Origin of the sequence: Ottowia sp., from assembly GCF_016703145.1 — a bacterium.
Taxonomy (GTDB): Bacteria; Pseudomonadota; Gammaproteobacteria; order Burkholderiales; family Burkholderiaceae_C; genus Ottowia.
The window spans coordinates 160,025-183,605 of the sequence record NZ_JADJCO010000005.1; the positions used below are offsets into that span (position 1 = coordinate 160,025).

General features: G+C 71.7%; 19 protein-coding genes. 8 read left to right on the forward strand and 11 right to left on the reverse strand.

Annotated elements, in window-relative coordinates; translation table 11 throughout:
- Positions 1-78: 78 nt before the first annotated feature.
- The 8 genes from imuA to IPG65_RS13870 all read left to right on the forward strand — a co-directional run bounded on the left by imuA (position 79) and on the right by IPG65_RS13870 (position 11,255).
- On the forward strand, positions 79-948 hold the full coding sequence (imuA, locus tag IPG65_RS13835; protein ID WP_293190859.1) for a translesion DNA synthesis-associated protein ImuA: 870 nt from the start codon (positions 79-81) through the stop codon (positions 946-948).
- Between the two features lie 122 nt (positions 949-1,070).
- Positions 1,071-2,312, forward strand: a complete 1,242-nt coding sequence (locus IPG65_RS13840) for a DNA polymerase Y family protein (protein WP_293190861.1) — start codon at positions 1,071-1,073, stop codon at positions 2,310-2,312.
- Positions 2,313-2,496: 184 nt separating this feature from the next.
- Positions 2,497-5,853 carry an error-prone DNA polymerase gene (locus IPG65_RS13845; protein WP_293192976.1) on the forward strand — a complete coding sequence of 1,119 codons (3,357 nt, stop codon included), beginning with the start codon at positions 2,497-2,499 and terminating at the stop codon, positions 5,851-5,853.
- 50 nt (positions 5,854-5,903) lie between these two features.
- Positions 5,904-6,533, forward strand: coding sequence for an RNA 2',3'-cyclic phosphodiesterase (thpR, locus tag IPG65_RS13850; RefSeq protein ID WP_293190863.1), 630 nt, complete (start codon positions 5,904-5,906; stop codon positions 6,531-6,533).
- Between the two features lie 67 nt (positions 6,534-6,600).
- Positions 6,601-6,912, forward strand: coding sequence for a type II toxin-antitoxin system Phd/YefM family antitoxin (locus tag IPG65_RS13855; protein WP_293190865.1), 312 nt, complete (start codon positions 6,601-6,603; stop codon positions 6,910-6,912).
- Complete coding sequence (locus IPG65_RS13860) at positions 6,899-7,324, forward strand: TA system VapC family ribonuclease toxin (RefSeq protein ID WP_293190867.1); 426 nt, start codon at positions 6,899-6,901, stop codon at positions 7,322-7,324. The genes IPG65_RS13855 and IPG65_RS13860 overlap by 14 nt, the downstream gene beginning before the upstream one ends.
- A 62-nt stretch (positions 7,325-7,386) precedes the next feature.
- Entirely contained in the window at positions 7,387-10,026 is a 2,640-nt protein-coding gene (gene alaS / locus IPG65_RS13865) for an alanine--tRNA ligase (protein WP_293192978.1), read from the forward strand.
- A 200-nt stretch (positions 10,027-10,226) separates the two neighbouring features.
- Entirely contained in the window at positions 10,227-11,255 is a 1,029-nt protein-coding gene (locus IPG65_RS13870) for a 2-dehydropantoate 2-reductase (RefSeq protein WP_293190869.1), read from the forward strand.
- A 22-nt stretch (positions 11,256-11,277) separates the two neighbouring features.
- Here IPG65_RS13870 and IPG65_RS13875 read toward each other — a convergent pair whose 3' ends face one another.
- The 11 genes from IPG65_RS13875 to leuC all read right to left on the reverse strand — a co-directional run bounded on the left by IPG65_RS13875 (position 11,278) and on the right by leuC (position 23,549).
- Positions 11,278-12,219: an MBL fold metallo-hydrolase gene (locus tag IPG65_RS13875; RefSeq protein ID WP_293190871.1), complete on the reverse strand. Its 942-nt coding sequence runs from the start codon at positions 12,217-12,219 to the stop codon at positions 11,278-11,280.
- A complete protein-coding gene (locus IPG65_RS13880) occupies positions 12,212-13,204 on the reverse strand; it encodes a pseudouridine synthase (protein WP_293190873.1) in 993 nt (330 codons plus the stop codon). Before IPG65_RS13880 ends, IPG65_RS13875 begins: the two co-directional genes overlap by 8 nt.
- Before the next feature lie 5 nt (positions 13,205-13,209).
- On the reverse strand, positions 13,210-13,944 hold the full coding sequence (trmB, locus tag IPG65_RS13885; protein WP_293190875.1) for a tRNA (guanosine(46)-N7)-methyltransferase TrmB: 735 nt from the start codon (positions 13,942-13,944) through the stop codon (positions 13,210-13,212).
- Positions 13,941-14,900: an inositol monophosphatase family protein gene (locus IPG65_RS13890; RefSeq protein WP_293190877.1), complete on the reverse strand. Its 960-nt coding sequence runs from the start codon at positions 14,898-14,900 to the stop codon at positions 13,941-13,943. Before IPG65_RS13890 ends, trmB begins: the two co-directional genes overlap by 4 nt.
- Before the next feature lie 192 nt (positions 14,901-15,092).
- Positions 15,093-16,223: an aspartate-semialdehyde dehydrogenase gene (gene asd, locus IPG65_RS13895; protein ID WP_293192980.1), complete on the reverse strand. Its 1,131-nt coding sequence runs from the start codon at positions 16,221-16,223 to the stop codon at positions 15,093-15,095.
- Positions 16,224-16,522: 299 nt separating this feature from the next.
- Positions 16,523-19,135 (reverse strand): DNA ligase D, encoded by a 2,613-nt coding sequence (ligD, locus tag IPG65_RS13900; protein WP_293190879.1) that lies wholly within the window; start codon positions 19,133-19,135, stop codon positions 16,523-16,525.
- Between the two features lie 7 nt (positions 19,136-19,142).
- On the reverse strand, positions 19,143-20,021 hold the full coding sequence (locus IPG65_RS13905; protein WP_293190881.1) for a Ku protein: 879 nt from the start codon (positions 20,019-20,021) through the stop codon (positions 19,143-19,145).
- A 128-nt stretch (positions 20,022-20,149) separates the two neighbouring features.
- The gene (gene leuB, locus IPG65_RS13910) at positions 20,150-21,220 is read right to left on the reverse strand and encodes a 3-isopropylmalate dehydrogenase (RefSeq protein ID WP_293190883.1); all 1,071 of its coding nucleotides are present in this window, start codon (positions 21,218-21,220) and stop codon (positions 20,150-20,152) included.
- Positions 21,221-21,292: 72 nt separating this feature from the next.
- Complete coding sequence (gene leuD, locus IPG65_RS13915) at positions 21,293-21,943, reverse strand: 3-isopropylmalate dehydratase small subunit (RefSeq protein WP_293190885.1); 651 nt, start codon at positions 21,941-21,943, stop codon at positions 21,293-21,295.
- A gap of 13 nt (positions 21,944-21,956) precedes the next feature.
- Complete coding sequence (locus tag IPG65_RS13920) at positions 21,957-22,082, reverse strand: entericidin A/B family lipoprotein (RefSeq protein WP_293190887.1); 126 nt, start codon at positions 22,080-22,082, stop codon at positions 21,957-21,959.
- A 12-nt stretch (positions 22,083-22,094) separates the two neighbouring features.
- Positions 22,095-23,549, reverse strand: a complete 1,455-nt coding sequence (leuC, locus tag IPG65_RS13925) for a 3-isopropylmalate dehydratase large subunit (RefSeq protein ID WP_293190889.1) — start codon at positions 23,547-23,549, stop codon at positions 22,095-22,097.
- Positions 23,550-23,581: the final 32 nt, after the last annotated feature.

The window sequence follows — 23,581 nt, forward strand, 5'->3', positions numbered from 1 at the left end:
TGATTCACAAGCGCCGACGAAGGGGGTGACAAGCGTCTCCAGATACTGTATAAAAAAACAGTTTCCTGGTGATCCGACATGCCTGTTTCCTCCCTTTCCTTCCAGCGCCCGCCCGACCTGTGGCGGGCCGACGAACTGGCCGCCGGTCCGCCGCGCACGGTGCCCACCGGCCACGCGGCGCTGGACGCCGAGCTGCCCGGCGGCGGCTGGCCGCTGGGCGGGCTGATCGAGCTGCTGCAGCCCGCGCCCGACACGCCCACCTGGCCGCTGCTGCTGCCCGCCGTGGCATGTGGTGGCGCCGTGGCCCTGGTGAACCCTCCGCACGAGCCCTTCCTGCCCGCGCTGGCGGCGGCGGGCGTGCGGGCGGGCGGCGTGCTCTGGCTGGCGGCCGACGCGCCGGCGGCGCAGTTGTGGCTGGCCGAACAGGCGCTGCGCTGCGCCGACGTGGCGGCCGTGCTCGCCTGGCTGCCGCGCGTGCGCGCGGCCGACCTGCGCCGGCTGCACCTGGCGGCGGCGCAGCGCGGCGACCCGCTGCTGTTCGCGCTGCGGCCGGCCAGCGGCGGCGGCGGCCTCGCCCGCGCCGCTGCGCCTGCAGGTCGATGCGGAGGCGGGCGCGCTCGCCCTGCGCGTGCGCCTGCTCAAGCGGCGCGGCCCGCCGCTGGACGCGCCCCTGCGCCTGCCCGCGCAGCACGGCCGCCTGCGCGCGCTGCTGGCCGCCAGCGCGCCCGCCCTGCGGCCGGGCGCCGTGGTGCTGCCCTTCGCGGCGCGCGCCGATTCGGTTTCAGCAGGAGGAGACGATGCACTGGATCGCCTTGCAGTGGCCGCCTGAAGACTGCGCAGCAGCGGAGCATGAGGGCACCATCCGGCCGTCGCCGGGCCGCCCCAAGGCGGCCGGGGCCCCCTCGGGGGGCAGCGGACCACGCGAAGCGGGGGAGCGTGGGGGTCTGATCCGGCCGTCGCCGGGCCGCCCCAAGGCGGCCGGGGCCCCCTCGGGGGGCAGCGGACCACGCGAAGCGGGGGAGCGTGGGGACGAACATCTCGCCTGGTGGGCGCTGCGCTTCACCCCGCGCGTGGCCTGGGTGGACGAGGCGCTGCTGCTGGAGGTCTCGCCCACCCTGCGCCTGTGGGGCGGGGTGAGCACGCTGCGGGCACGGATCATTGAAGAAAATCCGGCCCCAGCCCGCATGGACATTGCGCAATCAGCTATTGGAATCATAGCGATCGCACGCCTGCGGCTGCGCCGCGAAGGGCTGGCCGTGCCCGCCGGCGGCGTGGCGGCGCTGCCCCTGCGCACGCTCGGCGCCGCGCGCGCGCACCTGCCGCTGCTGGCGCGCCTGGGCTGCCGCACCTGGGGCGACGCGCACGCGCTGCCGCGCGGGCCGATGGCGCGGCGCTTCGGCCCTGGCCTGCGCGCCGCGCTCGACGTGGCCTGGGGACTGGCGCCCGAGTGCTACCCGTGGCTCACCCTGCCCGAGCGGTTCGACCAGGCGCTGGAGCTGCCCGCGCACGTGGACGACGCCCCGGCGCTGCTGTGGGCGGCCAGCCGCCTGCTGACCGCGCTGCAGCACTGGCTGGCCGCGCGCCAGCAGGGCGTGCTGGCCTTCGAGCTGGCGTGGACGCTGGACGCGCGGCGCCTGGACGGCCGCCCCCAGGCGGCGGGCGGACCACGCGAGGCAACGGAGCGTGGGGGCGGCATCATCATTCGCACTGCCCAGCCGGCCCAGGCGCCCGCCCACCTGCGCCGCCTGCTGGCCGAACGGCTGGCGCACACGCGCCTGCCCGCGCCCGCCGTGGGCCTGCGCCTGCGCGCGCTGCAGACCGCGCCGTGGCGGCCCGGCAGTGCCAGCCTGCTGCCTGGCGAGCAGCGGCGCGGCGAGCCGCTGCACGTCTTCATCGAACGCGCCAGCGCCCGCCTCGGGCCGGCCAGCGTGCGCCGCGCCGTGCCGCGCGCCGACCACCGGCCCGAGTGCATGCAGACCTGGCGCCCCGCCGAGCCGGCGCAGGCTGGTAGGGACTCGATCCTTCCTGATGCCATGGCCCCCACCTGGCTGCTGCGCGAGCCGCTGCCCCTGGCCGTGCAGGACGGCCAGCCCTGCCACCGCGGCACCGCGCTGCGCCTGCTGACCTCGCCGCGCCGCGTCGAGGCCGGCTGGTGGAGCGGTGCCGTCCCGGAGGAGGGGGCTTGCGCCGCGCGCGATTACTTCGTGGCCCAGGGCGGGGCGGCCGAGCTGCTGTGGGTGTACCGTGAGCGCCCCACCTCGCGTCGGCCCGATGCCGCGCCACGCTGGTTTTTGCAGGGCCTGTATGCCTGAGAGCGTGTTGGCGATCCCGGCGCGGGCGGGCGGGCGCGGGCTTGGGCGGTCTGCGGCGTTGCAACCCTTGCCAGTGGCACAAGCCACTGGCTGCGGCTCGCGCCTTGCAGCCCATCCCAATCCGCATCCCGCGCACCTCACGCCGGGATCGCCAACACGCTCCGAGGCCGCCTCGGTCCACGCCCTGCCGCCGCGCCCGCCAGCGCCGCCGGCCTACGCCGAGCTGCACTGCCTCACGCACTTCAGCTTCCAGCGCGGCGCCTCCAGTCCCGAGGACCTGGTGCGCCGCGCCTGGGTGCTGGGCTACGAGGCGCTGGCCATCACCGACGAATGCTCGGTGGCCGGCGCGGTGCGGGCCTGGAAGGCGCTGGGCGACTGCCGGCACGACCCGCCCACGCCGCGCGCGCGGCCGTTGCGCCTGCTGTTCGGAGGCGAGTTCCGCTTCGGCGGGCAGGGCACGCTGGTCGCCCTGGCGCGCGACCTGGGCGGCTGGGGCCACCTGTGCCAGCTCATCACCCAAGCCCGCCGCGCCGCGCCCAAGGGCGCCTACCGCCTCGACTCGCCCATCGATGCCCTGCGCGCGCTGGCCGGCTGCGAGCTGCTGTGGGCGCCAGGGCGTGACAGCCAGGATGCTTCCGATTTGATAGCTGATTGCGTAGAGCTGGCGAGGGTCAGCGGCCTCATTGGCTTGAAAATCAACCTGCTGCTGGAGCTGCACGGCGCGGCCGACGACGACCTCTGGCTGGCGTGGATGCGGCAGGCTGCCGCCGCCGCCGGTTGCCCGCTGGTGGCGGCCGGCGACGTGCGCATGCACGTGCGCGCCGCCAAGCGCCTGCACGACGTGATGACCGCCATCCGCGTGGGCCGGCCCGTGCACGAATGCGGCTTCGCGCTGCAAGCCAACGCCGAGCGCCACCTGCGCCCGCGCCACCGGCTGGCGCGCAGCCACCCGCCCGACCTGCTCGATGCCACCCTCGCCGTGGCCGCGCGCTGCACCTTCGTGCTGGACGAAGTGCGCTACCACTACCCGCAGGAGGCCGTGCTGCCCGGCCTCACGCCCACCCAGACCCTGGCGCGGCTCACCCGCGACGGCGCGGCCTGGCGCTACCCGGAGGGCGTGCCGCCGCACATCCAGGGCTTCATCGACAAGGAGCTGGCGCTGATCGACGACTGCCGCTACGAGATGTTCTTCCTCACCGTGCACGACATCGTGCGCTTCGCCCGCGACCAGGGCATCCTGTGCCAGGGCCGGGGCTCGGCCGCCAACTCGGTGGTGTGCTATTGCCTGGGGATCACCGAGGCCGACCCGCGCCATTCCAGCCCGCTGCTGGAGCGCTTCATCAGCCGCGAGCGCCAGAACGAGCCGCCCGACATCGACGTCGACTTCGAGCACGAGCGGCGCGAGGAGGTCATCCAGTACATCTACCGCAAGTACGGCCGCGAGCGCGCCGCGCTCGCCGCCACGGTGATCTGCTACCGCACCCGCAGCGCCCTGCGCGACACGGGCCGCGCGCTGGGCGTGGATGAGCGCCTGATCGACGCCTTCGCCAAGGACCACCAGTGGTTCGACGAAGGGCTGGACAGCGCGCGCCTGGCCCAGCGCCTGGACGCGCTGGCGCGCCAGGCCGGCGTCGCCATCGGCGCGCCGCAGGCCCGGCTGTGGCTGGAGATGGCCGGCCAACTGCGCGGCGCGCCGCGCCACCTGAGCCAGCACGTGGGCGGCTTCGTGCTCACCGACACCGCGCTCACGCGCCTGGTGCCGGTCGAGCCCGCCGCCATGGAAGGCCGCCAGGTCATCCAGTGGGACAAGGACGACCTGGAGGCGATGGGCATGCTCAAGGTGGACGTGCTGGCCCTGGGCATGCTCACCGCCCTCCGCCGCTGCGTCGATCTGGTGGCCCAGCGGCGCGGCCGGCCCTTCGCGCGCGGCGACATCACCGGCGACGACGCGGCCACCTACCGCATGATCCAGTGCGCCGACACCGTCGGCACCTTCCAGATCGAGAGCCGCGCGCAAATGTCGATGCTGCCGCGCCTGAAGCCCGCCGAGTTCTACGACCTGGTGGTGCAGGTCGCCATCGTGCGGCCCGGCCCCATCAGCGGCGGCATGGTGCATCCGTACCTCAAGGCGCGCGAGCTCTGGCGGCGGGACGGAACCTATGAATGCGAGCGCTCGGCGCTGGAGCCGCCGGACATCAAGTCACCCGCGCTGGCCAAGGCGCTGGCGCGCACGCTGGGCGTACCCATCTTCCAGGAGCAGGTGATGGAGATCGCCATCATCGCCGCCGGTTTCACGCCCGGGCAGGCCGATGCGCTGCGCCGCTCCATGGCCGCGTGGAAGCGCCACGGCGGCGTGCACCGGTTCGAAGCCTTGCTGAAGGGCGGCATGCGCACGCGCGGCTACGACGCAGCCTTCGCCGACCGCATCTTCAACCAGATCCTGGGCTTCGGCGAATACGGCTTTCCCGAAAGCCACGCCTACAGCTTCGCCCTGATCGCCTACGAGAGCAGCTGGCTCAAGTGCCACGAGCCCGAGGCCTACCTGGCCGCCATGCTCAACGCGCAGCCCATGGGCTTCTACGGGCCGGCGCAGCTCATCCAGGACGCGCAGCGCCACGGCGTGCGCGTGCTGCCGCCCGACGCCGCCGCCAGCGACTGGGACTGCACGCTGGAGGGCATGCCGGGGCCTGTTTTTGAATCAAATCAGCCTCTGGCCAGCATGGATATTGCGCCTGAAGCTATCAAAACAGTAGTTGACGACACTCGCCCCGCCGTCCGCCTGGGCCTGCGCCTGGTCAAGGGGCTGGGCCGGGATGCCGCCGAGCGCGTCATGCAGGCGCGCGCGCAGGCGCCGCTGGCCAGCGTGGACGACCTGGCTCGCCGCGCCGGCCTGGACACGCGCGATCTGAACCGGCTGGCCGCCGCCGACGCCCTCGCCAGCCTGGCCGGCCACCGCCGCCAGCAAGCGTGGCGTGCCGTGAGCCCCCACGCCTCTCCGCTGGCGCGTGGTCCGCTGTCCCCCGGGGGCGGCCCGGCGGCGGCCGATCTGCTGCAGGACGCGCCCATCCACGAAGCCCCGCTCACGCTGCCCGCCGCGCCCGAGGGCGAGGAGATCGTGCACGACTACGCCGCCCTCGGCCTGACCCTGCGGCGCCACCCGCTGGCCCTGCTGCGCGCGCGGCTGGCGCGGCGCGGCGTGCAGAGCAGCGCCGAGCTGGCCGCGCTGCCCCACGGCCGCGCCGCCATCGCCTGCGGCCTGGTCACCGGCCGCCAGCAGCCCGGCACCGCCAAGGGCACCATCTTCGTCACGCTGGAGGACGAGACCGGCCCCGTCAACGTCATCGTCTGGAAAAGCGTGCGCATGGACGAGGCCCAGCGCAACGCGCTGCTGCGCTCCGAGCTGCTGGCCGTGGAAGGCGAATGGCAGCGCGCCGAGGACGGCGGCGGCCACGTGCGCCACCTGATCGCCCGGCGCCTGCACGACCTGACGCCGCTGCTGGGCCGGCTGGCCGGCAGCATCACCAGCCGCGACTTTCACTGATGCGCGCGCGGCCGGCGGATACTGCCCCCTCGCCACCGGCGTTGTTCCCCATGAGCGAGCTGCCCCTTCCCGCCGCGCCCCGGCGCCTGTTCACAGCGCTGTTCCCCGACGCCGCCGCCTGCGCCGCCGTCGATGCCGCGCGCCGGCGCTGGGCCGGCCTGCCGCCGGGCCGCCCCAAGGCAGGCCAGCTCCCTCGGGGGGCAGCGGACCACGCGCAGCGGGGGAGCGTGGGGGCCAATGGCCTGCCGAGCCGGCTGCACCCGGTGCCCGAGCGCATGCACCTCACGCTGCAGTTCTTCGGCCAGGTGGACGCGCCGCACGCCCAGGCGTGGCAGGCGTTGCTGAGCGGACTGCGCTTCGAACCCTTCGAGATCGAGCTGGATCGCGCCGAGCTGTGGCACGCCCCCAGCGGCGTGATCGCCGTGCTGCGCCCCGCGTCCAACCCGGCGCTGGACGCGTTGCACCACGTCACCGCCCAGCTCGCGCGCCAGGCCGGCCTGCCCGCGGCCACGCAGGGTTTCAGGCCGCACCTCACCACCCTGCGCCGCGCCAAGGCCACCGAACTGGCGCCCCTGCGCCAGCCCATCGGCTGGACCGTGCGCGCCATCGACCTGATCTGGTCCGACCTGCACGCCCAGCCGCCGCGCTACCACCGGCTGGGGCGCTTTCCAGCGCCGTGAGCCGCCGCCCTGAAAGCGCGAAAGCGCTAAAATCTGGTTGATTCAACCAACTTGTCTGGAAACCGCCATGGAAACCGCCGTCGGCCTGTTCGAGGCCAAGACCCACCTCAGCGAATACGTCGCCCGCGCCGAGCGCGGCGAGGAAGTGATCATCACGCGCCACAACAAGCCGGTGGCCAAGATCGTGCCGCTCTCGGCCCGGCCGGCGGCGCCCGCGGGCAATACCCCGCCGTTCATCCAGCGCACTTTCAACATGGGCATGCCGCTGGTGGATTTGACCAAGGCCAATCAACTGGCCGCCGAACTGGAAGACGAAGAGCTGATTGCCAAGATGCGCCGCATCGAGGACGAATACCTGAAGCGGCATGCGGGTTCCTGACACCAACCTCCTGCTGTACGCCATCAACCCCGACAGCCCCTGTCGGGACGCGGCGCAGCAGTGCCTGAACGAGGCCGCGCAATCCTCCGAGGGCATGGGCCTGACGTGGATCGGCCTGCTGGCGTTCTTGAGGCTGACCACGCGCCCGCCGGTGCTGCGCGAGCCCCTCGCGGTGCAGGCGGCGCTGGACGTGGTGCACGACTGGCTGGCGCATCCGAGCGTGAGCATCCTGCAGCCGGGCGCGCGGCACATGGACATCATGTCGCGCCTGCTGCTGTCCGCCGGCACGGCAGGCAACCTGACCAGCGACGCACACCTGGCCGCCATCGCCATCGAGCACAACGCCGAAGTGCTCACCTTCGACCGCGACTTCGCCCGCTTCACCGGTCTGCGCTATCAATTGTTGAGCTGACCACGTAGATTCCACGCCGGCCCACGGCCAAAAAGCTTATGAAAACCCCGCAAACCCCCGTCATGTCGGTCGCCGACATCCGCAAGACCTTCCTCGATTTCTTCCAGGCCAAGGGGCACACCGTGGTGGCCTCCAGCCCGCTGGTGCCGGGCAACGACCCGACGCTGATGTTCACCAACTCGGGCATGGTGCAGTTCAAGGACGTGTTCCTGGGCTCCGACAAGCGCCCCTACGTGCGCGCCACAAGCGTGCAGGCCTGCCTGCGCGCCGGCGGCAAGCACAACGACCTGGAGAACGTGGGCTACACCGCGCGCCACCACACCTTCTTCGAGATGCTGGGCAACTGGTCGTTCGGCGACTACTTCAAGCGCGAGTCGATCACCTGGGGCTGGGAACTGCTCACGCAGGTCTACCAGCTGCCGGCCGACAAGCTGCTGGCCACCGTCTACATCGACGACGACGAGGCCTACGACATCTGGACGAAGGAGATCGGCCTGCCGCCCGAGCGCGTCATCCGCATCGGCGACAACAAGGGCGGCAAGTACAAGAGCGACAACTTCTGGATGATGGCCGACACCGGCCCCTGCGGCCCGTGCAGCGAAATCTTCTACGACCACGGCCCGCACATCCCCGGCGGCCCCCCGGGCAGCCCGGACGAGGACGGCGACCGCTTCATCGAGATCTGGAACCACGTGTTCATGCAGTTCGACATGCAACCCGACGGCAGCGTGGTGAAGTTGCCCGCGCCCTGCGTGGACACCGGCATGGGCCTGGAGCGCCTGGCCGCCATCCTGCAGCACGTGCACAGCAACTACGAGATCGACATCTTCGACGCGCTCATCGCGGCCGCCGCGCGCGCCACGCACACCGCCGACCTGGCCAACCCCTCGCTCAAGGTCATCGCCGACCACATCCGCGCCACAGCGTTCCTGGTCAGCGACGGCGTGATCCCGTCCAACGAAGGCCGCGGCTACGTGCAGCGCCGCATCATCCGCCGCGCCATCCGCCACGGCTACAAGCTGGGCCAGAAGATGCCGTTCTTCCATCAACTGGTGCACACGCTGGTGGCGCAAATGGGCGACGCCTACCCCAAGCTGCGCGAACAAGAGGCGCACATCACCAGCGTGCTGAAAGCCGAGGAAGAGCGCTTCTTCGAGACGCTGGCCAATGGCATGGAAATATTGGAAGAAGCGGTGTATGGATTGGAGTGGAATCGAAAGGACGGTGCCAAGATCGACAAATTATCTGGTGCAGTGGCTTTCAAATTGCACGACACGTATGGCTTTCCTCTCGACCTAACAGCTGATGTTTGTCGAGAGTGGGAAGTTGAAATCGACGAGGCCGGCTTCAACGCCGCCATGGAACACCAGAAGGCCACCGCCCGCGCCGCCGGAAAGTTCAAGATGGACAAGGCGCTGGCCTATGACGGCGCGGCCAACCAGTTCACTGGCTACGAGCAGCTCGCGGAGACTACAAAAGTCATAGCGATCTATGTAGAAGGTGCGCTGGCTGGCGAGCTGAAAGCCGGCCAAAGCGGCGTGGTGGTGCTGGGCGTGACGCCTTTCTACGCCGAAAGCGGCGGCCAGGTGGGCGATGCCGGCACCCTCGGCGCCGAGGGCGTGCTGTTCAACGTCGAGGACACGCAGAAAATCAAGGCCGACGTGTTCGGCCACCACGGCGCGCTGGCGCAAGGCACGCTGAAGGTGGGCGACACCGTGCGCGCGGCGGTCGACGGCGCGCGCCGCGCCGCCACCATGCGCAACCACAGCGCCACGCACCTGATGCACAAGGCGCTGCGCGAGGTGCTGGGCGGCCACGTGCAGCAAAAAGGCTCGCTGGTCGATGCCGACAAGACGCGCTTCGACTTCGCGCACCACGCGCCCGTCACGGCGGCGCAGATCGCCGAGATCGAGCGCCTGGTCAACGCCGAGGTGCTGGCCAACACGCCCACCCAGGCGCGCGTGATGGGCATGGAAGACGCGCAGAAGACCGGCGCCATGATGCTGTTCGGCGAGAAGTACGGCGAGAGCGTGCGCGTGCTCGACATCGGCAGCAGCCGCGAGCTGTGCGGCGGCACCCACGTGCAGCGCACGGGCGACATCGGTCTGTTCAAGATCGTGGGCGAGGGCGGCGTGGCCGCCGGCGTGCGCCGCGTCGAGGCCATCACGGGTGCCAATGCGCTGCGCTACCTGCAGGACCTGGAAGGCACCGTGCACGGCGTGGCCGCCACCCTGAAGAGCCCCGCCGCCGAGCTGCAGCCGCGCCTGGCGCAGGTGCTCGACCAGGTGCGCGCGCTGGAGAAGGAGATCGGCGCGCTCAAGGGCCGGCTGGCCTCGTCGCAGGGCGACGAGCTGATGAGCCAGGCCGTGGATGTGAAAGGCATCAAGGTGCTGGCCGCCCGGCTCGACGGCGCCGACGCCAAGACCCTGCGCGACACCCTGGACAAGCTCAAGGACAAGCTCAAGAGCGCCGCCATCGTGCTCGCCACGGTCGATGGCGACAAGGTGCAGATCGCCGCCGGCGTGACCAAGGACCACACGGCCAAGATCAAGGCCGTCGAGCTGGTCAACTTCGTCGCCCAGCAGGTGGGCGGCAAGGGCGGCGGCAAGCCCGACATGGCCATGGCCGGCGGCACGGATGCCAGCGGCCTGCCCAAGGCGCTGGCGGGCGTGCAAGCCTGGGTGGCCGAGCGCGTGGAATGAGCCACCCCCGTGTCTGCACTCGCTGCGCGATGTTTCGCCTCCCCCCTTGAAGGGGGCGCACCCACTGGCATGGCTTGCTCCGCAGCCATTCGAGCCATTGGTGTTTCATGCGTTGCGGGTGGCGTGGGATGTTACGGATAATGGGATTGCTCCTATAAAAATAGCTGCTGGCGCATATTCCGAGCCGGCTGGAGACTGATATGACCCTGAATTCATCCGACGTGCCCGGCCCCGTGCTGGTGATGGGCGCCGGCGCCGTGGGCTGCTACATCGGCGGCTGCCTGGCGGCCGCTGGCGTGCCGGTGACCTTCGTCGGGCGTCCGCGCGTGCTGCAGGCGCTGGCCGGGCACGGCCTGACCCTCACCGACCTCGACGGCGCGCGGCGCGTGGTGCCGGCGGCCCAGCTGTCGTTGTCCGAGGCCGTGCCCGCCGGCATGCGGCCGGCGCTGGTGCTGCTGTGCGTCAAGGGCGGGGCCACCGGCGACGCGGCGCGGCAACTGGCCGCCGCGCTGCCCGCCGGCATGGTGGTGCTGTCGCTGCAGAACGGCGTGGGCAACGCCGACACGGCCGGCCAGGCCGCGCCGGCCTTGCGCGCGCTGCCGGGCATGGTGCCCTACAACGTGGCCGAGCTGAGCCCCGGCGCCTGGCACCGCGGCACCGACGGCGAGCTGGCCGCGCCGCAGGACGCCGCGCTGGCGCCCTGGGTGCCGGTGTTCGCCAAGGCCGGCGTGCCGCTGGCGCTGGTGCCCGACATCAAGGCCGTGCAGTGGGGCAAGCTGCTCATCAACCTCAACAACCCGGTCAACGCGCTGTCGCGCCTGCCGCTGCAGGGCGAGTTCATGCACGCCGGCTGGCGCCGCTGCTTCGCCGGGCTGATGGAGGAGGGCCTGGAGGTGCTGGAGGCCGCCGGCATCCAGCCCGCGCAGTTCGGCGCCCTGCCGCAGCGCCGCCTGATGGCGCTGCTGCGCCTGCCCGACGAGCAGTTCGCCACCGTCGGCGCGCCCCTGCTGCGCATCGACCCCCAGGCACGCTCCAGCATGGCGGACGACCTGGCGCTGGGCCGCCGCACCGAGGTGGACATGCTCTGCGGCGAGGTGGTGCGCCTGGCCCGGCGCCACGGCGTGCAGGCGCCGCGCAACGCCAGGATGGTCGAGCTGCTGGACGGCGGCTGGCCCGCGCCGCCACCGGTGCTGACGGCCGACGAAGTGCTCGGCGCGCTGGGGTTGTAGGCTCGGCTGGCGACGGCCGCCGTCACCGGCCGTCGCGGACGTGGGTGGCATCCTGCCGCAGCACGCCCTTGTCGAACATCGGCGCCAGGACCACGTCGCGCACCCAGCGCTCGGGCGCCAGGTCGGGCCGGTGCTGCCGGTGCAGCAGGCGCAACAGGGGCGCGCCAGCCAGCCAGGCGTCGAATTCGGCGCGCGGCAACTGCCCGAAATCCATCATCTGGTACTTGATCAGCACCTTGGCCGCGTACAGCGCGTGCTGCGCCGGGTGGGCCTGGAAGTGGCGGATGCGCTCGCGCGCCTGCGCCAGCGCGGCCTCCAGCGCACCGCCGGCGCGGACGATGGCCGGGCCGTGGCCGGGGATCACCCAGTCGGGCCGCAGCGCCTCGACGGCCTGCAGCGTGCGCTCGAACGCGTCGAAGCCGCCCGAGCCGTCGATGTGCGGAAAGATCACGCCCACGCCGTGTTCCCACAGGGCGTCGCCGGCGACCAGGATGCGCCGCGCGGGCTCGAACAGCAGCACCGCCAGCGCGTCGTGCCCCGGCGCGGCGTGCACCTGCCAGTCGCGCGCGCCCAGGCGCACCGTCTCGCCCGGCCGCAGCGCGTGCCCGGCGGCAAAGCGCTCGCAGCGCTGCCCGGACGCGCCGAAGGTCAGCGCCGCCTCGTCCCAATCGCGCACGTGCGGCAGCGAGGGCTCGGGCACCCAGGTGGCCGTCTCGGGCCAGGCGGCCTGCAGGGCCTGGGTGCCGCCGCAGTGGTCGCTGTGCAGATGGGTGTGGGCGATGCGCGCCAGCGGCTGGCCGCCCAGGGCCTCGCGCACCAGGGCCACGGTCCGCGCGGCGTGCTTGGCGTGGCCGGTGTCGATGAGCGCCGGCGCCTCGCCCAGGCACAGCACGTTGGTGGACGAGAGCCAGCCGCGGTCGAACACTCGCAGGTCGGCCGGCAGCGGGTGCGCGGGTTCACCCATGGCCGCTGACCGATGTGTCGCCGCTGGGCGAGGGCTGAAGTCCCGCGTCGTCCGGGGCGGGCCAGCGCCCCTCGGCCGCCGCCAGGCGGCGCGTGGACTCGAAATGGCGCGCCTGCCCGGTCACCGGGTCGGTGAAGGCGATGCCGCGCGCCAGCAGTTGCAGCGGCCGCCGCCAGTCGTCGGTGCCGGCGGCGTGGCGCACCTCGGGGTAGAAGGCGTCGCCCAGGATCGGCAGGCCCAGCGCCGCCATGTGCAGGCGAAGCTGGTGGCGCTGGCCGGTGACGGGGTGCAGGCGGTACAGCGCGTGCTCGCCGTGCACGGCGAGCCGCTTCAGGTCGGTCAGGCTGTTGGGCGCGCCCGGCACCTCGCGGCTGACGAAGAAGCGGTCGGGGTCGGGCTCCAGACGGCTGGCGTGGCGGCGTGGAAAGTCCAGCGCCGGCCGGTGCGCCGCCACGGCCTCGTAGACCTTGCGCACGGCGCGGTCGCGGAACAGCGCCTGGTAGGCGCCGCGCGTGCGCGGCTGCACGGCGAAGACGACCAGCCCGGCGGTGTCGCGGTCGATGCGGTGCACGGGGCTGAGCGCGTCCAACCCCAGCCGGCGCCGCAGCCGCGCCAGCAGGCTCTGCCGCGCGAAGCGGCCGGCGGGCGTGACGGGCATGAAGTGCGGCTTGTCGGCCACCACCAGCCACTCGTCCTGGTGGACCACGTGCTCGTCTTGCGGCAGCGCGGGTTCGTCGGCGTGCCAGCGGTAGTAGTGCAGGTGCTGGCCGGCCGGGCAGGGCGCGTGCGGCGCCAGGGGCCGGGCGTCATCGCCGAACACCTCGCCGGCCTGCAGGCGGGCCTGCCAGCCGGCGCGGCCGAGCACCGGCAGGCGCTCGGCCAGGAAGTCCAGCACCGTCGGCCACGGGCCGGCCGGGACGGCGACCGCGCTGGCGCCGATGCCGTCGCGCAAGGGCAGGGCGATGGCGCGTGGCGGCCGGGCCATGGGGATCAGACGCGCCGGAAGACCAGGTCCCACACGCCATGGCCCAGGCGCAGGCCGCGCAGCTCGAACTTGGTGAGCGGGCGGTAGGCCGGGCGCGGGGCGTAGCCGCCGGTGGTGTTGGCCAGCAGGGGCTCGGCGCCCAGCACGGCCAGCATCTGCTCGGCGTAGGGCTGCCAGTCGGTGGCGCAGTGCAGATAGCCGCCGGGCTTGAGGCGTTCGGCCAGCTCGCGCACGAAAGGGGGCTGGATCAGCCGGCGCTTGTGGTGGCGCTTCTTGTGCCAGGGATCGGGGAAGAAGACGTGCACGCCGTCCAGGGAGGCGGGGGCGATCATGTGGCGCAGCACCTCGACCGCGTCGTGCTGCACGAGGCGGATGTTGCGCAGCTCCAGCGCGCCGGCCAGCTTGAGCAGCGCGCCCACGCCGGGCTCGTGCACCTCGCAGCCGATGAACAGCGTGTCGGGCATCAGCCCCGCGATGTGCGCCGTGGCCTGGCCCATGCCGAAGCCGATCTCCAGCACGGTTTTTGAATAATTTTGGCCTCTGACCCACGCCGAATCTGCGCAGGCAGCTACCAAATCAGGAGTATCCGGGTCGAAGGGCAGCAGATGGGCGGGGCCCAGGTCGGCCAGCGCGCGGGCCTGCCCGGCGGTCATGCGGCCGGCGCGGGTGACGAAGCTGCGGATAGCGCGCGGGTGTGCCACGCCGGCGGGGGTGGCCGGCGGCGGGTCGGCGGCGGTCATGGCTGGGCGTCGTCGGGGGCGGCGGCCTTGGCGGCGTCGGCGGCCGCTTCGTCGGCGGCGTAGGCGGCGCCGACCTCGTGCCTGCGCAGCGACATGGCGCCCTTGCGCTCGCCCGGCTCGCGCGGCGCGGTGTCCGTCAGCGGCGCCGTGGCGAAGCGCGAGTGGGGGCGCAGCACCGCCACCAGCTGCGCGTAGATGCGTGGGTTGGCGGCCAGGCACTCGGCCTGCTCCAGGTGGCCGGCCTCGCCGGTGAAGTTGCCGATCAGCCCGCCGGCCTCGGTCACCAGCAGCGAGCCGGCGGCCACGTCCCAGGGCTTGAGGCCGGTCTCGAAGAAGCCGTCGGTGAAGCCGGCGGCGACGTAGGCCAGGTCCAGCGCGGCGGCGCCGGGGCGGCGCAGGCCGGCGGTGCGCTGCATCACGTCGCCCATCATCTTCAGGTAGGTGGGGAAGTCGTCGCCCTTGCGGAACGGGAAGCCGGTGGAGACCAGGCATTCGGGCAGGTGCGTGCGCTTGCTGACGCGGATGCGCCGCTCGTTCATGTAGGCGCCGCGCCCGCGCGTGGCGGTGAACAGGTCGTTGCGCGAGGGGTCGTAGATGACGGCCTGCTCGATGCGGCCCTTGACGCTGAGCGCGATGCTCACGCAATAGACCGGAAAGCCGTGGATGAAGTTGGTGGTGCCGTCCAGCGGGTCGATGATCCAGACGTGGTCGGAGCGGGGGTCGCCGTGCGCGCGGCCCGATTCCTCGGCGTGGATGCCGTGCCGCGGGTAGGCGGTCAGCAGGGTGTCGATGATGGCCGCTTCGCTGGCGTGGTCGACCTCGGTGACGAAGTCGTTGACCTGCTTCTGCGAGATGCGCACGGCCTCGACGTCGAGCGCGGCGCGGTTGATGATGGCGCCAGCGGCGCGTGCGGCCCGGATGGCCACGTTGAGCATGGGGTGCAGGGTGGACGACATGGATTGTGCGAAGAACGCGGTGTCAGGGCGCGCCCGATGGCGGCGTGGACCGTATTGTCTCCTATGCGTGTGCCCGGCCGTGGTGGGTGGTTTTTTGGCCGGGCTGCCACCGGGTTCGGTCCTTGTCAGGCTATTGCCCCGTGACCACGGGCGGCCCCACTCGCGCCGCCCGCCGCTGGGGAAGGCCGGCCCTCAGGCCTGCAGCAGGATGCGCAGCATGCGGCGCAGCGGTTCGGCCGCGCCCCAGAGCAACTGGTCGCCGATCGTGAAGGCGCCGACGTATTCCGGCCCCATGGCCAGCTTGCGGATGCGGCCCACGGGGATGGCCATGGTGCCGGTCACGGCCACGGGGGTCAGGTCGCGCACCGTCGCGTCCCTGGTGTTGGGCACCACCTTGACCCATTCGTTGTCGGCGGCGATCAGGGCCTCGATGTCGGCCACGGGCACGTCCTTCTTCAGCTTGAAGGTGAGCGCCTGGCTGTGGCAGCGCATCGCGCCCACGCGCACGCAGAAGCCATCGACCGGCACGGCGGGGGTGCCGAAACCCTCGCCCAGGCCCATGATCTTGTTGGTCTCGGCCATGCCTTTCCATTCCTCGCGCGAGGTGCCGTCGCCCAGGTCCTTGTCGATCCAGGGGATGAGCGAGCCGCCCAGCGGCACGCCGAAGTGGGCCACCTCGTCGCCGCCCAGCGCGCGCTGGCGGGCGATCACCCTGCGGTCGATCTCCAGGATCGCGCTCCGGGGATCGGCCAGCAGCTCGCGCACCTCGGCATGCAGCGTGCCGTACTGCGTCAGCAACTCGCGCATGTGCTGCGCGCCGCCGCCGCTGGCGGCCTGGTAAGTCTGGGTGCTCATCCATTCCACCAAGCCGGCCTTGTACAGCGCGCCCACGCCCATCAGCATGCAACTGACGGTGCAGTTGCCGCCGATCCAGTTGTTGCCGCCCTGGGCCAGGGCGTTCTGGATCACGGGCATGTTCACCGGGTCCAGCACGATGACCGCGTCGTCCTGCATGCGCAGGGCGGAGGCGGCGTCGATCCAGTGGCCCTTCCAGCCGGCGGCGCGCAGCTTGGGAAACACCTCGTGGGTGTAGTCGCCGCCCTGGCAGGTGAGGATGATGTCGCACTGGCGCAGCGCGTCGATGTCGTGCGCGTCCTTGAGCGTGGTCTCGTTCCGGGCCATCGCCGGCGCCGCGCCGCCGGCGTTGCTGGTGGAGAAGAAGAGGGGCTCGATCAGGTCGAAGTCGTTTTCAGCCTGCATGCGGTCCATGAGGACCGAGCCGACCATGCCGCGCCAGCCGACGAGGCCTACCGTGTTGCCGATGTTCATTTTCTTTCGCGCCTTTCAAACAAATGGAATTGTCTGACCTGCCGGGCTCGTCTGGCTCCGGAAGGCGCGCACGACGAACCCGAGCTGGATCAGCCCTTTTGGGTGGTCGTGGTAATGAGGGGGGCGATGAACGCGCCCGCACCCGGCGCGGGGGCCGACGTGGAGGGATCGAAGCGATCTGGCGTGTTCATGGTGCGCACGATTGTAAGGCAGCACGGGCGTGCAAGCGGTGCGCCATGCCGTGTCCCTGCCCTCCGACTGGACAAGCGCGCCGTTTCCACGAGAAAAAGCACTCAGGCCAAGGAGGATATTGCGCCAGCCGCTATGAAAACAGGATGGAAGGCGCAGCCGCTCGCGCGTTCGATCTGGCGCAGGGCCGGGCCGATGGACCGCGCCGCGCCGCCGTAGTCCTTCCACACCGAGTTGCCCACGCGCAGCCGTTCGCCGATGTTGCCCAGGTGCCACTGCGCGGCGCTGGCGACGTCGCCCAGCTCATCCCACGCCAGCGGCACCGACACGCCCATGCCCGGCCGGGCGCGCGCCGACCAGGCGCACACGGTGGTGGCGCCGCGGCCGTTGCGCAGGTAGTCGGCGTAGATCTTTCCCACGCGGTTCCTGGGGCCGCTCACCGCCACGAAGCGCGCGGGAATCACGCGCGCCAAGTGCTCGCACAGCGCCTTGCTGAACGACTTGACCGCGTCCCAGCCGTGCAGCCGCTTGATCGGCACCACCACGTGCAGGCCCTTGCCGCCGCTGGTCTTGAGGAAGGGCACCAGCTCCAGCTCGGCCAGCAGGGTGCGCGCCAGCAGCGCGGCTTCCCGCACCTGCGGCCAGGCCACGCCCTCGCCGGGGTCGAGGTCGAGCACGAAGCGGTCGGGTCTTTCGATGCGGTCGGTGCGGGCGTTCCAGGTGTGCAGCTCCACGGTGTTCATCTGCGCGGCGCCCAGCAGGCCGGCCTCGTCGGCGATTTCCAGCAGGCCGGCGTGGCCGGGGTCCAGCGCCCGGTCCAGCACCCGCACGCCCGGGATCCGGCGGCCTTCGATGTGCTTCTGGAAGAACTGCTCGCCCGCGATGCCGTCCGGCGCGCGCAGCAGGGCCACGGGGCGCCCCGCCAGATGCGGCAGGACCAGCGGCGCGACGGTGGCGTAGTAGCGCGCCAGGTCGAGCTTGGTGCGGCCGGTGCCGGGGTCGATGACGCGTCCGGGGTGCGTGATGGACTGGTCGGCCAGGGCCTTGATTTCCATGGATTTCATAGCGGATACAGATTGCTGGACGCGGGCTTCAGCCAGATCTGGCGTTGAACCGGCATCGGCGCGCAGGTCGTCCGGGGTCTTGTCCTGGCGCAGGCCGCGAAACACCGCGTGGCGCAGGCGGCCCTCGCGCGTGGTGCCTGCGTACGTCACCTGCGCCACCAGCTCCGGCCGCACCCAGGCCACGGGCGCGGGCGCCTGGACCTGCGCCGCGTCGGCCAGCGCGCTGCGCGGCGTGGCCAGCGCGGACAGGCGCTTTTTCAGGCGGGCCAGCGTCGCGCCGTCGAAGCCGCTGCCCACGTTGCCGGCCCAGCGCAGCCGGCCCTGGGCGTCGGGCGTGGCCAGCACCAGCGCGCCGACGTCCGCCGTCGCCGCGCGCGCCCCCCGGCCGGCCGTGTAGCCGGCGACGATGAATTCGCCGCCCTGCCCGCACTTGAGCTTGATCCAGTCGCCCGAGCGCCCGCTGCGGTAGCCGGCGTCGGCGCGCTTGCCGATGATGCCCTCCAGGCCCAGCTGGCAGGCGCTGGCCAGTAGGCGGGTCGGGTCGGCCTCCAGCGGCTCGGACAGGCGCAGCAACGGTGAATCCACGCCCCGCAGCAGTTCGGCCAGGCGCGCGCGGCGCGCCCGCAGGGGCTGGCCGCGCCAGTCGTGGCTGTCCAGATGCAGCAGGTCGAACAGGTAGTAGAGGGGCGCGGTCGCCGCGCCGCCCTCGAACGCGGCCTGCAGCGCGCCGAAGTCGGGCAGGCCGTCCGGGCCCGGCATCACCACTTCGCCGTCCAGCCAGGCGCCTTGCACTGGCAGCGCGGCCAGCGCGCGCGCCAGCGCCGGCAGACGCCCGGTCCAGTCGAGCCCGTTGCGCGTGAACAGGTGCGCCCGGCCGCCCTCCAGGCGCGCCAGCAGGCGGTAGCCGTCCAGCTTCAGCTCCCAGATCCAGCCGTCGGCGGGCGAGGGCGGGGCGTCCGCCAGCGTGGCCAGTTGCGGTGCCAGGGTGTCGGGCAGCGGCGACGCCGCAGGCGCGGCGCGCGGGCCGGCGGGGCCGACCGAATCGGGCAGCGCCTCGGTCACCTCGAACTCGGACGCGGGCCGCGCGGCGGCGTCCTTTTCCTTGATCAGCAGCCAGTTCTTGCGGCCGCCGTCCTTCAGCCGCACCAGCGCCCAGCCGCCGTTTAGCTTCAGGCCGTGCAGGGTGAACTTGAAGTTGCCCGCCGACAGCCCCTGGTCGGTGTCGTGCCCCGGCGTGGGCGACCAGGTGCCGCGGTCCCAGATGATGACGCGCCCGCCGCCGTACTGGCCGGCCGGGATCTGGCCCTCGAAGTCGTTGTAGTCGATAGGGTGGTCTTCCACCTGCACCGCCAGGCGCTTGTCGCGCGGGTCCAGGCTGGGGCCCTTGGGCACGGCCCAGCTGCGCATGGCGCCCGCCACTTCCAGCCGCAGGTCGTAGTGCAGGCGGCTGGCCCAGTGCTTGTGGATGACGTAGCGAAAGCCCGCCTGCCCCACGGGGGCGCCGCCCACGGGCTCGGGCGTCCGGCTGAAGTCGCGCTTGGCGCGGTAGCGGGCCAGCGGGGCGTCGGCGGCGCGCTTTGCTTCTGGTTTGATAGCTGACCGTGCACGGCCGGCGGTCGTTGCGGCCTGTTCTGGCTTTGAACGGGAGGCCACGCGCACCTCAGGCGCGCTGGCGGCCGGGCCTGGCTTTGGCGGGCGCCTTGCCGCCGCCTTGCAGGCTGCGCTTGAGCAGCTCGGTCAGGTCGATCACCTCGGCGTCGGCGTCGGCGTGGGCGCTGGGGGCGTCGGCCTTCTCCACGCTCCGCACCTCGCCGGCGTCGGCCTTTTGCCGCACCAGGCGCATGATCTCGTCCTTGAACGAGTCGCGGAAGTCGTCCGCGTCCCAGGGCGAGGACATTTCCTCGATCAGCTGGCGCGCCATCTTCAGCTCGCCCTCCTTCAGGCCGGCCGCCTTGGCGCCGGCCGGCGGCAGCTTCAGCGCCTCGAACGACTTGATGTCGCCGCCCCAGCGCAGCAGGTTCAGGATCAGCGCCGGCCCGCTGGGCACCAGCACCGCCAGGTGCTGCCGGGTGTTGATGACCACGCGCGCCACGCCCACGCGGCCGGTCTCCAGCAGCGCCTCGCGCAGCAGCGCGTACACCTTCTCGCCCCGGTTGATCGGCGCCAGGTAGTACGGCCGCTCCAGGTAGACGAACGGGATCTCCGCGGCCGTGATGAAGCTCTCGATCTCGATCGTCTGCGTGGTCTTGGGAAACGCTGCCTTGATCTCGTCGGCGGTCAGCACCACGTAGTGGCCGTCCTCCACCTCCACGCCCTTCACGATGTCGGCCGCGGCGATCTCCTGGCCGGTCTTCTTGTTGACGCGCTTGTAGCCCACCGGCTCCATGCTGCGCCGGTCCAGCCAGTCGAAGTCCACGCCCGAAGCCTGCGTGGCCGTGTACAGCGCCACCGGGATGTGCACCAGCCCGAAGCTGATGGCGCCCTTCCACACCACGCGGGCGGGGGCGGCGGCTTCTTCTTGGTCAGGGGCTTCGGCCATGGGGTCTCCCGCGGGACGGAGGAGCCAGCTTACGCCACGCAAGCGGGCGCGCGGTGTAGGACGCTGCCCGCGGCGCGCCGGCGAAAAAAAGCGGCGCCGCCGCCGCTTTTCGTCAAGCGCGCCGGACTTTAGCCCAGCGCCTTCAGCACCGCCTCGCCCATTTCCCGCGTGCCCACCCGGGTGGTGCCCGGGCTGTGGATGTCGGGCGTGCGCAGCCCCTGCGCCAGCACCGCCTTGACGGCGGCCTCGATGCGGTCGGCGGCCTCGGGCTGGTTCAGCGAGAAGCGCAACATCATCGCCGCGCTCAGGATGGTGGCCAGCGGGTTGGCCACGCCTTGCCCGGCGATGTCGGGCGCGCTGCCGTGGCTGGGCTCGTACAGGCCCTGCTTCTTGTCGTTCAGGCTGGCCGAGGGCAGCATGCCGATGGAGCCGGTGAGCATGGAAGCCTCGTCCGACAGGATGTCGCCGAACATGTTGCCGGTGACCACCACGTCGAAGCGCTTGGGCGCCTTGACGAGCTGCATGGCGGCGTTGTCCACGTACATGTGGTCGAGCGCCACGTCGGGGTACTGCTGGCCGACCTCGGTGACCACGTCCTTCCAGAACTGGAAGGTTTCCAGCACGTTGGCCTTGTCCACGCTGGTGACCTTCTTGCCTCGCTTTTGCGCCGCCTGGAAGGCGACGTGGGCGATGCGCTCGATCTCGGGGCGGGTGTAGCGCATGGTGTCGAAGGCTTCCTCGGCGCCGGGGAAGTGCCCGTCCACCGCCGTGCGGCGCCCGCGCGGCTGGCCGAAGTAGATGTCGCCGGTCAGCTCGCGGATGATGAGGATGTCCAGGCCTGCCACCAGCTCGGGCTTGAGGCTGGAGGCGTGCGTGAGCTGCTCGTAGCAGATGGCGGGGCGGAAGTTGGCGAACAGGCCCAGGTGCTTGCGCAGGCCCAGGATGGCCTGCTCGGGGCGCAGCGGGCGGTCGAGCTTGTCGTACTTCCAGTCGCCGACGGCGCCGAAGAGGATGGCGTCGGCGGACTGCGCCAGCCTGAGCGTGGTCTCGGGCAGCGGGTGCCCCGAGGCTTCGTAGGCGGCGCCGCCGACGGGCGCTTCTTCCAGCTCGAATTTCAGGTCCAGGGCCTTCAGGACCTTGACGGCCTCGGCGGTGATCTCGGGACCGATGCCGTCGCCGGGCAGGACTGCGATGTTCATTTTTGCTTCTGAATTAATAGCTACCGGCGCAACAGGGGTGCCGGCTGGAGCCTGTTTTTGCTTGAAATGGCCTCACCCGTTCAGGGTGTGCGCCAGCCAGGGCTTCGCCGCCAGGCGCTCGGCCTCGAAGGCCTTGATCTTGTCCTGCTGGCGCAGCGTCAGCCCGATGTCGTCGAAGCCACCCTGCAGGCAATACTTGCGGAACGGCTGCACGTCGAAGGCGATCTCCTCGCCACCGGGCTGGACGATGGCCTGCCGCTCCAGATCGACGGTGAGCTGGTAGCCGGGAAAGGCCGCCACCTCGTCGAACAGCCGCGAGATCGTCGATTCGGGCAGCACGATGGGCAGCAGCCCGTTCTTGAAGCAGTTGTTGAAGAAGATGTCGGCGAAGCTGGGCGCCAGGATGGCGCGAAAGCCGTACTGGTCCAGCGCCCAGGGCGCATGCTCGCGGCTCGATCCGCAGCCGAAGTTCTTGCGCGTCAGCAGGATGGAGGCGCCGGCGTAGCGCGGCTGGTTCAGCACGAAGTCCGGGTTGGGCCTGCGGCTGGCCGGGTCCATGCCCGGCTCGCCGTGGTCGAGGTAGCGCCACTCGTCGAACAGGTTGGGACCGAAGCCGGAGCGGTGAATGGACTTCAGGAACTGCTTCGGGATGATCGCGTCGGTGTCGACGTTCTCGCGGTCCATCGGGGCGACGAGGCCCTGGTGCACGGTGAATTTCTGCATCGCGGTCTTCAGGTTACTTGGCGGCGCGCTCGATGGCGCCGCCGGCCCGCTGCACGTCCTGCCCCACGCCCTTGACGGTGTTGCAGCCGGCCAGCACGAAGGCCAGCGCGAGGGTGACGAGTGCGAAAGTCTTGCTCATGGTGATGCTCCTTCAGGCGAATTGGCGGATGTCCACGAAGTGGCCGTGCACGGCGGCGGCGGCGGCCATGGCGGGGCTGACCAGGTGGGTGCGGCCGCCGTTGCCCTGGCGGCCCTCGAAGTTGCGGTTGCTGGTGGAGGCGCAGCGCTCGCCGGGCTCCAGCCGGTCGGCGTTCATGGCCAGGCACATGCTGCAACCGGGCTCGCGCCATTCGAAGCCGGCGGCGGTGAAGATCTTGTCCAGGCCCTCGGCCTCGGCCTGCCGCTTCACCAGGCCGGAGCCGGGCACCACCAGCGCCAGCCTGACGCCCGGCGCCACCTTGCGGCCCAACCGCTTGACCACGGCGGCGGCCTCGCGCATGTCCTCGATGCGGCTGTTGGTGCAACTGCCGATGAAGACCTTGTCGATGGCGATGTCGTCCATCGCCTTGCCCGGCTGCAGGCCCATGTAAATCAGCGCGCGCTCGATGGCGCCGCGCTTGCTGGCGTCCTTCTCCTTGTCGGGGTCGGGCACGCGGCCGTCGATGCCCAGCACCATCTCGGGGCTGGTGCCCCAGGTGACCTGCGGCACGATCCGGGCGGCGTCCAGCTCGACCACGGTGTCGAAGCGCGCGCCCGCGTCGGAATGCAGCGTGCGCCAGTAGGCCGCGGCCTGGTCCCACTCGGGGCCGCCGACGAAGCGGCCGCTGGCCGCGTCGGTGCCGGGCGCCAGCAGGCGGCCCTTGACGTACTCGATGGTCTTGTCGTCCACCGCCACCAGCCCGGCGCGCGCGCCGGCCTCGATGGCCATGTTGCACACGGTCATGCGGCCTTCCATGCTGAGCGCGCGGATGGCGCTGCCGGCGAACTCGATGGTGTAGCCCGTGCCGCCAGCGGTGCCGATGCGGCCGATGATGGCCAGCACGATGTCCTTGGCCGTCACGCCGGGGGCGGCGCGGCCCTCCACCTTGATCAGCATGTTCCTGGCCTTCTTGGCCAGCAGGGTCTGCGTGGCCAGCACGTGCTCGACCTCGCTGGTGCCGATGCCATGCGCCAGCGCGCCGAAGGCGCCGTGCGTGCTGGTGTGGCTGTCGCCACAGACCACCGTCATGCCGGGCAGGGTGGCGCCGTTCTCGGGGCCGATCACGTGCACGATGCCCTGGCGCTTGTGCAGGAAGGGGAAGAACGCCGCCGCGCCGTTGGCCCGGATGTTGGCGTCCAGCGTGGTCACCTGCAGCTTGCTGATGGGGTCGTCGATGCCGTCGTAGCCGCGGTCCCAGCCGGTGGTGGGCGTGTTGTGGTCGGCGGTGGCGACGACCGAGCTGACGCGCCAGACCTTGCGGCCGGCTTGGCGCAGGCCCTCGAAGGCCTGCGGGCTGGTCACCTCGTGCACCAGGTGGCGGTCGATGTAGAGGATGGCGGTGCCGTCCTCCTCGGTGTGGACGACGTGCTCGTCCCAGATTTTGTCGTACAGCGTGCGTGCGGTCATGGCGGGTGAAGCTCTCTCGTGGTGTCTCAAAT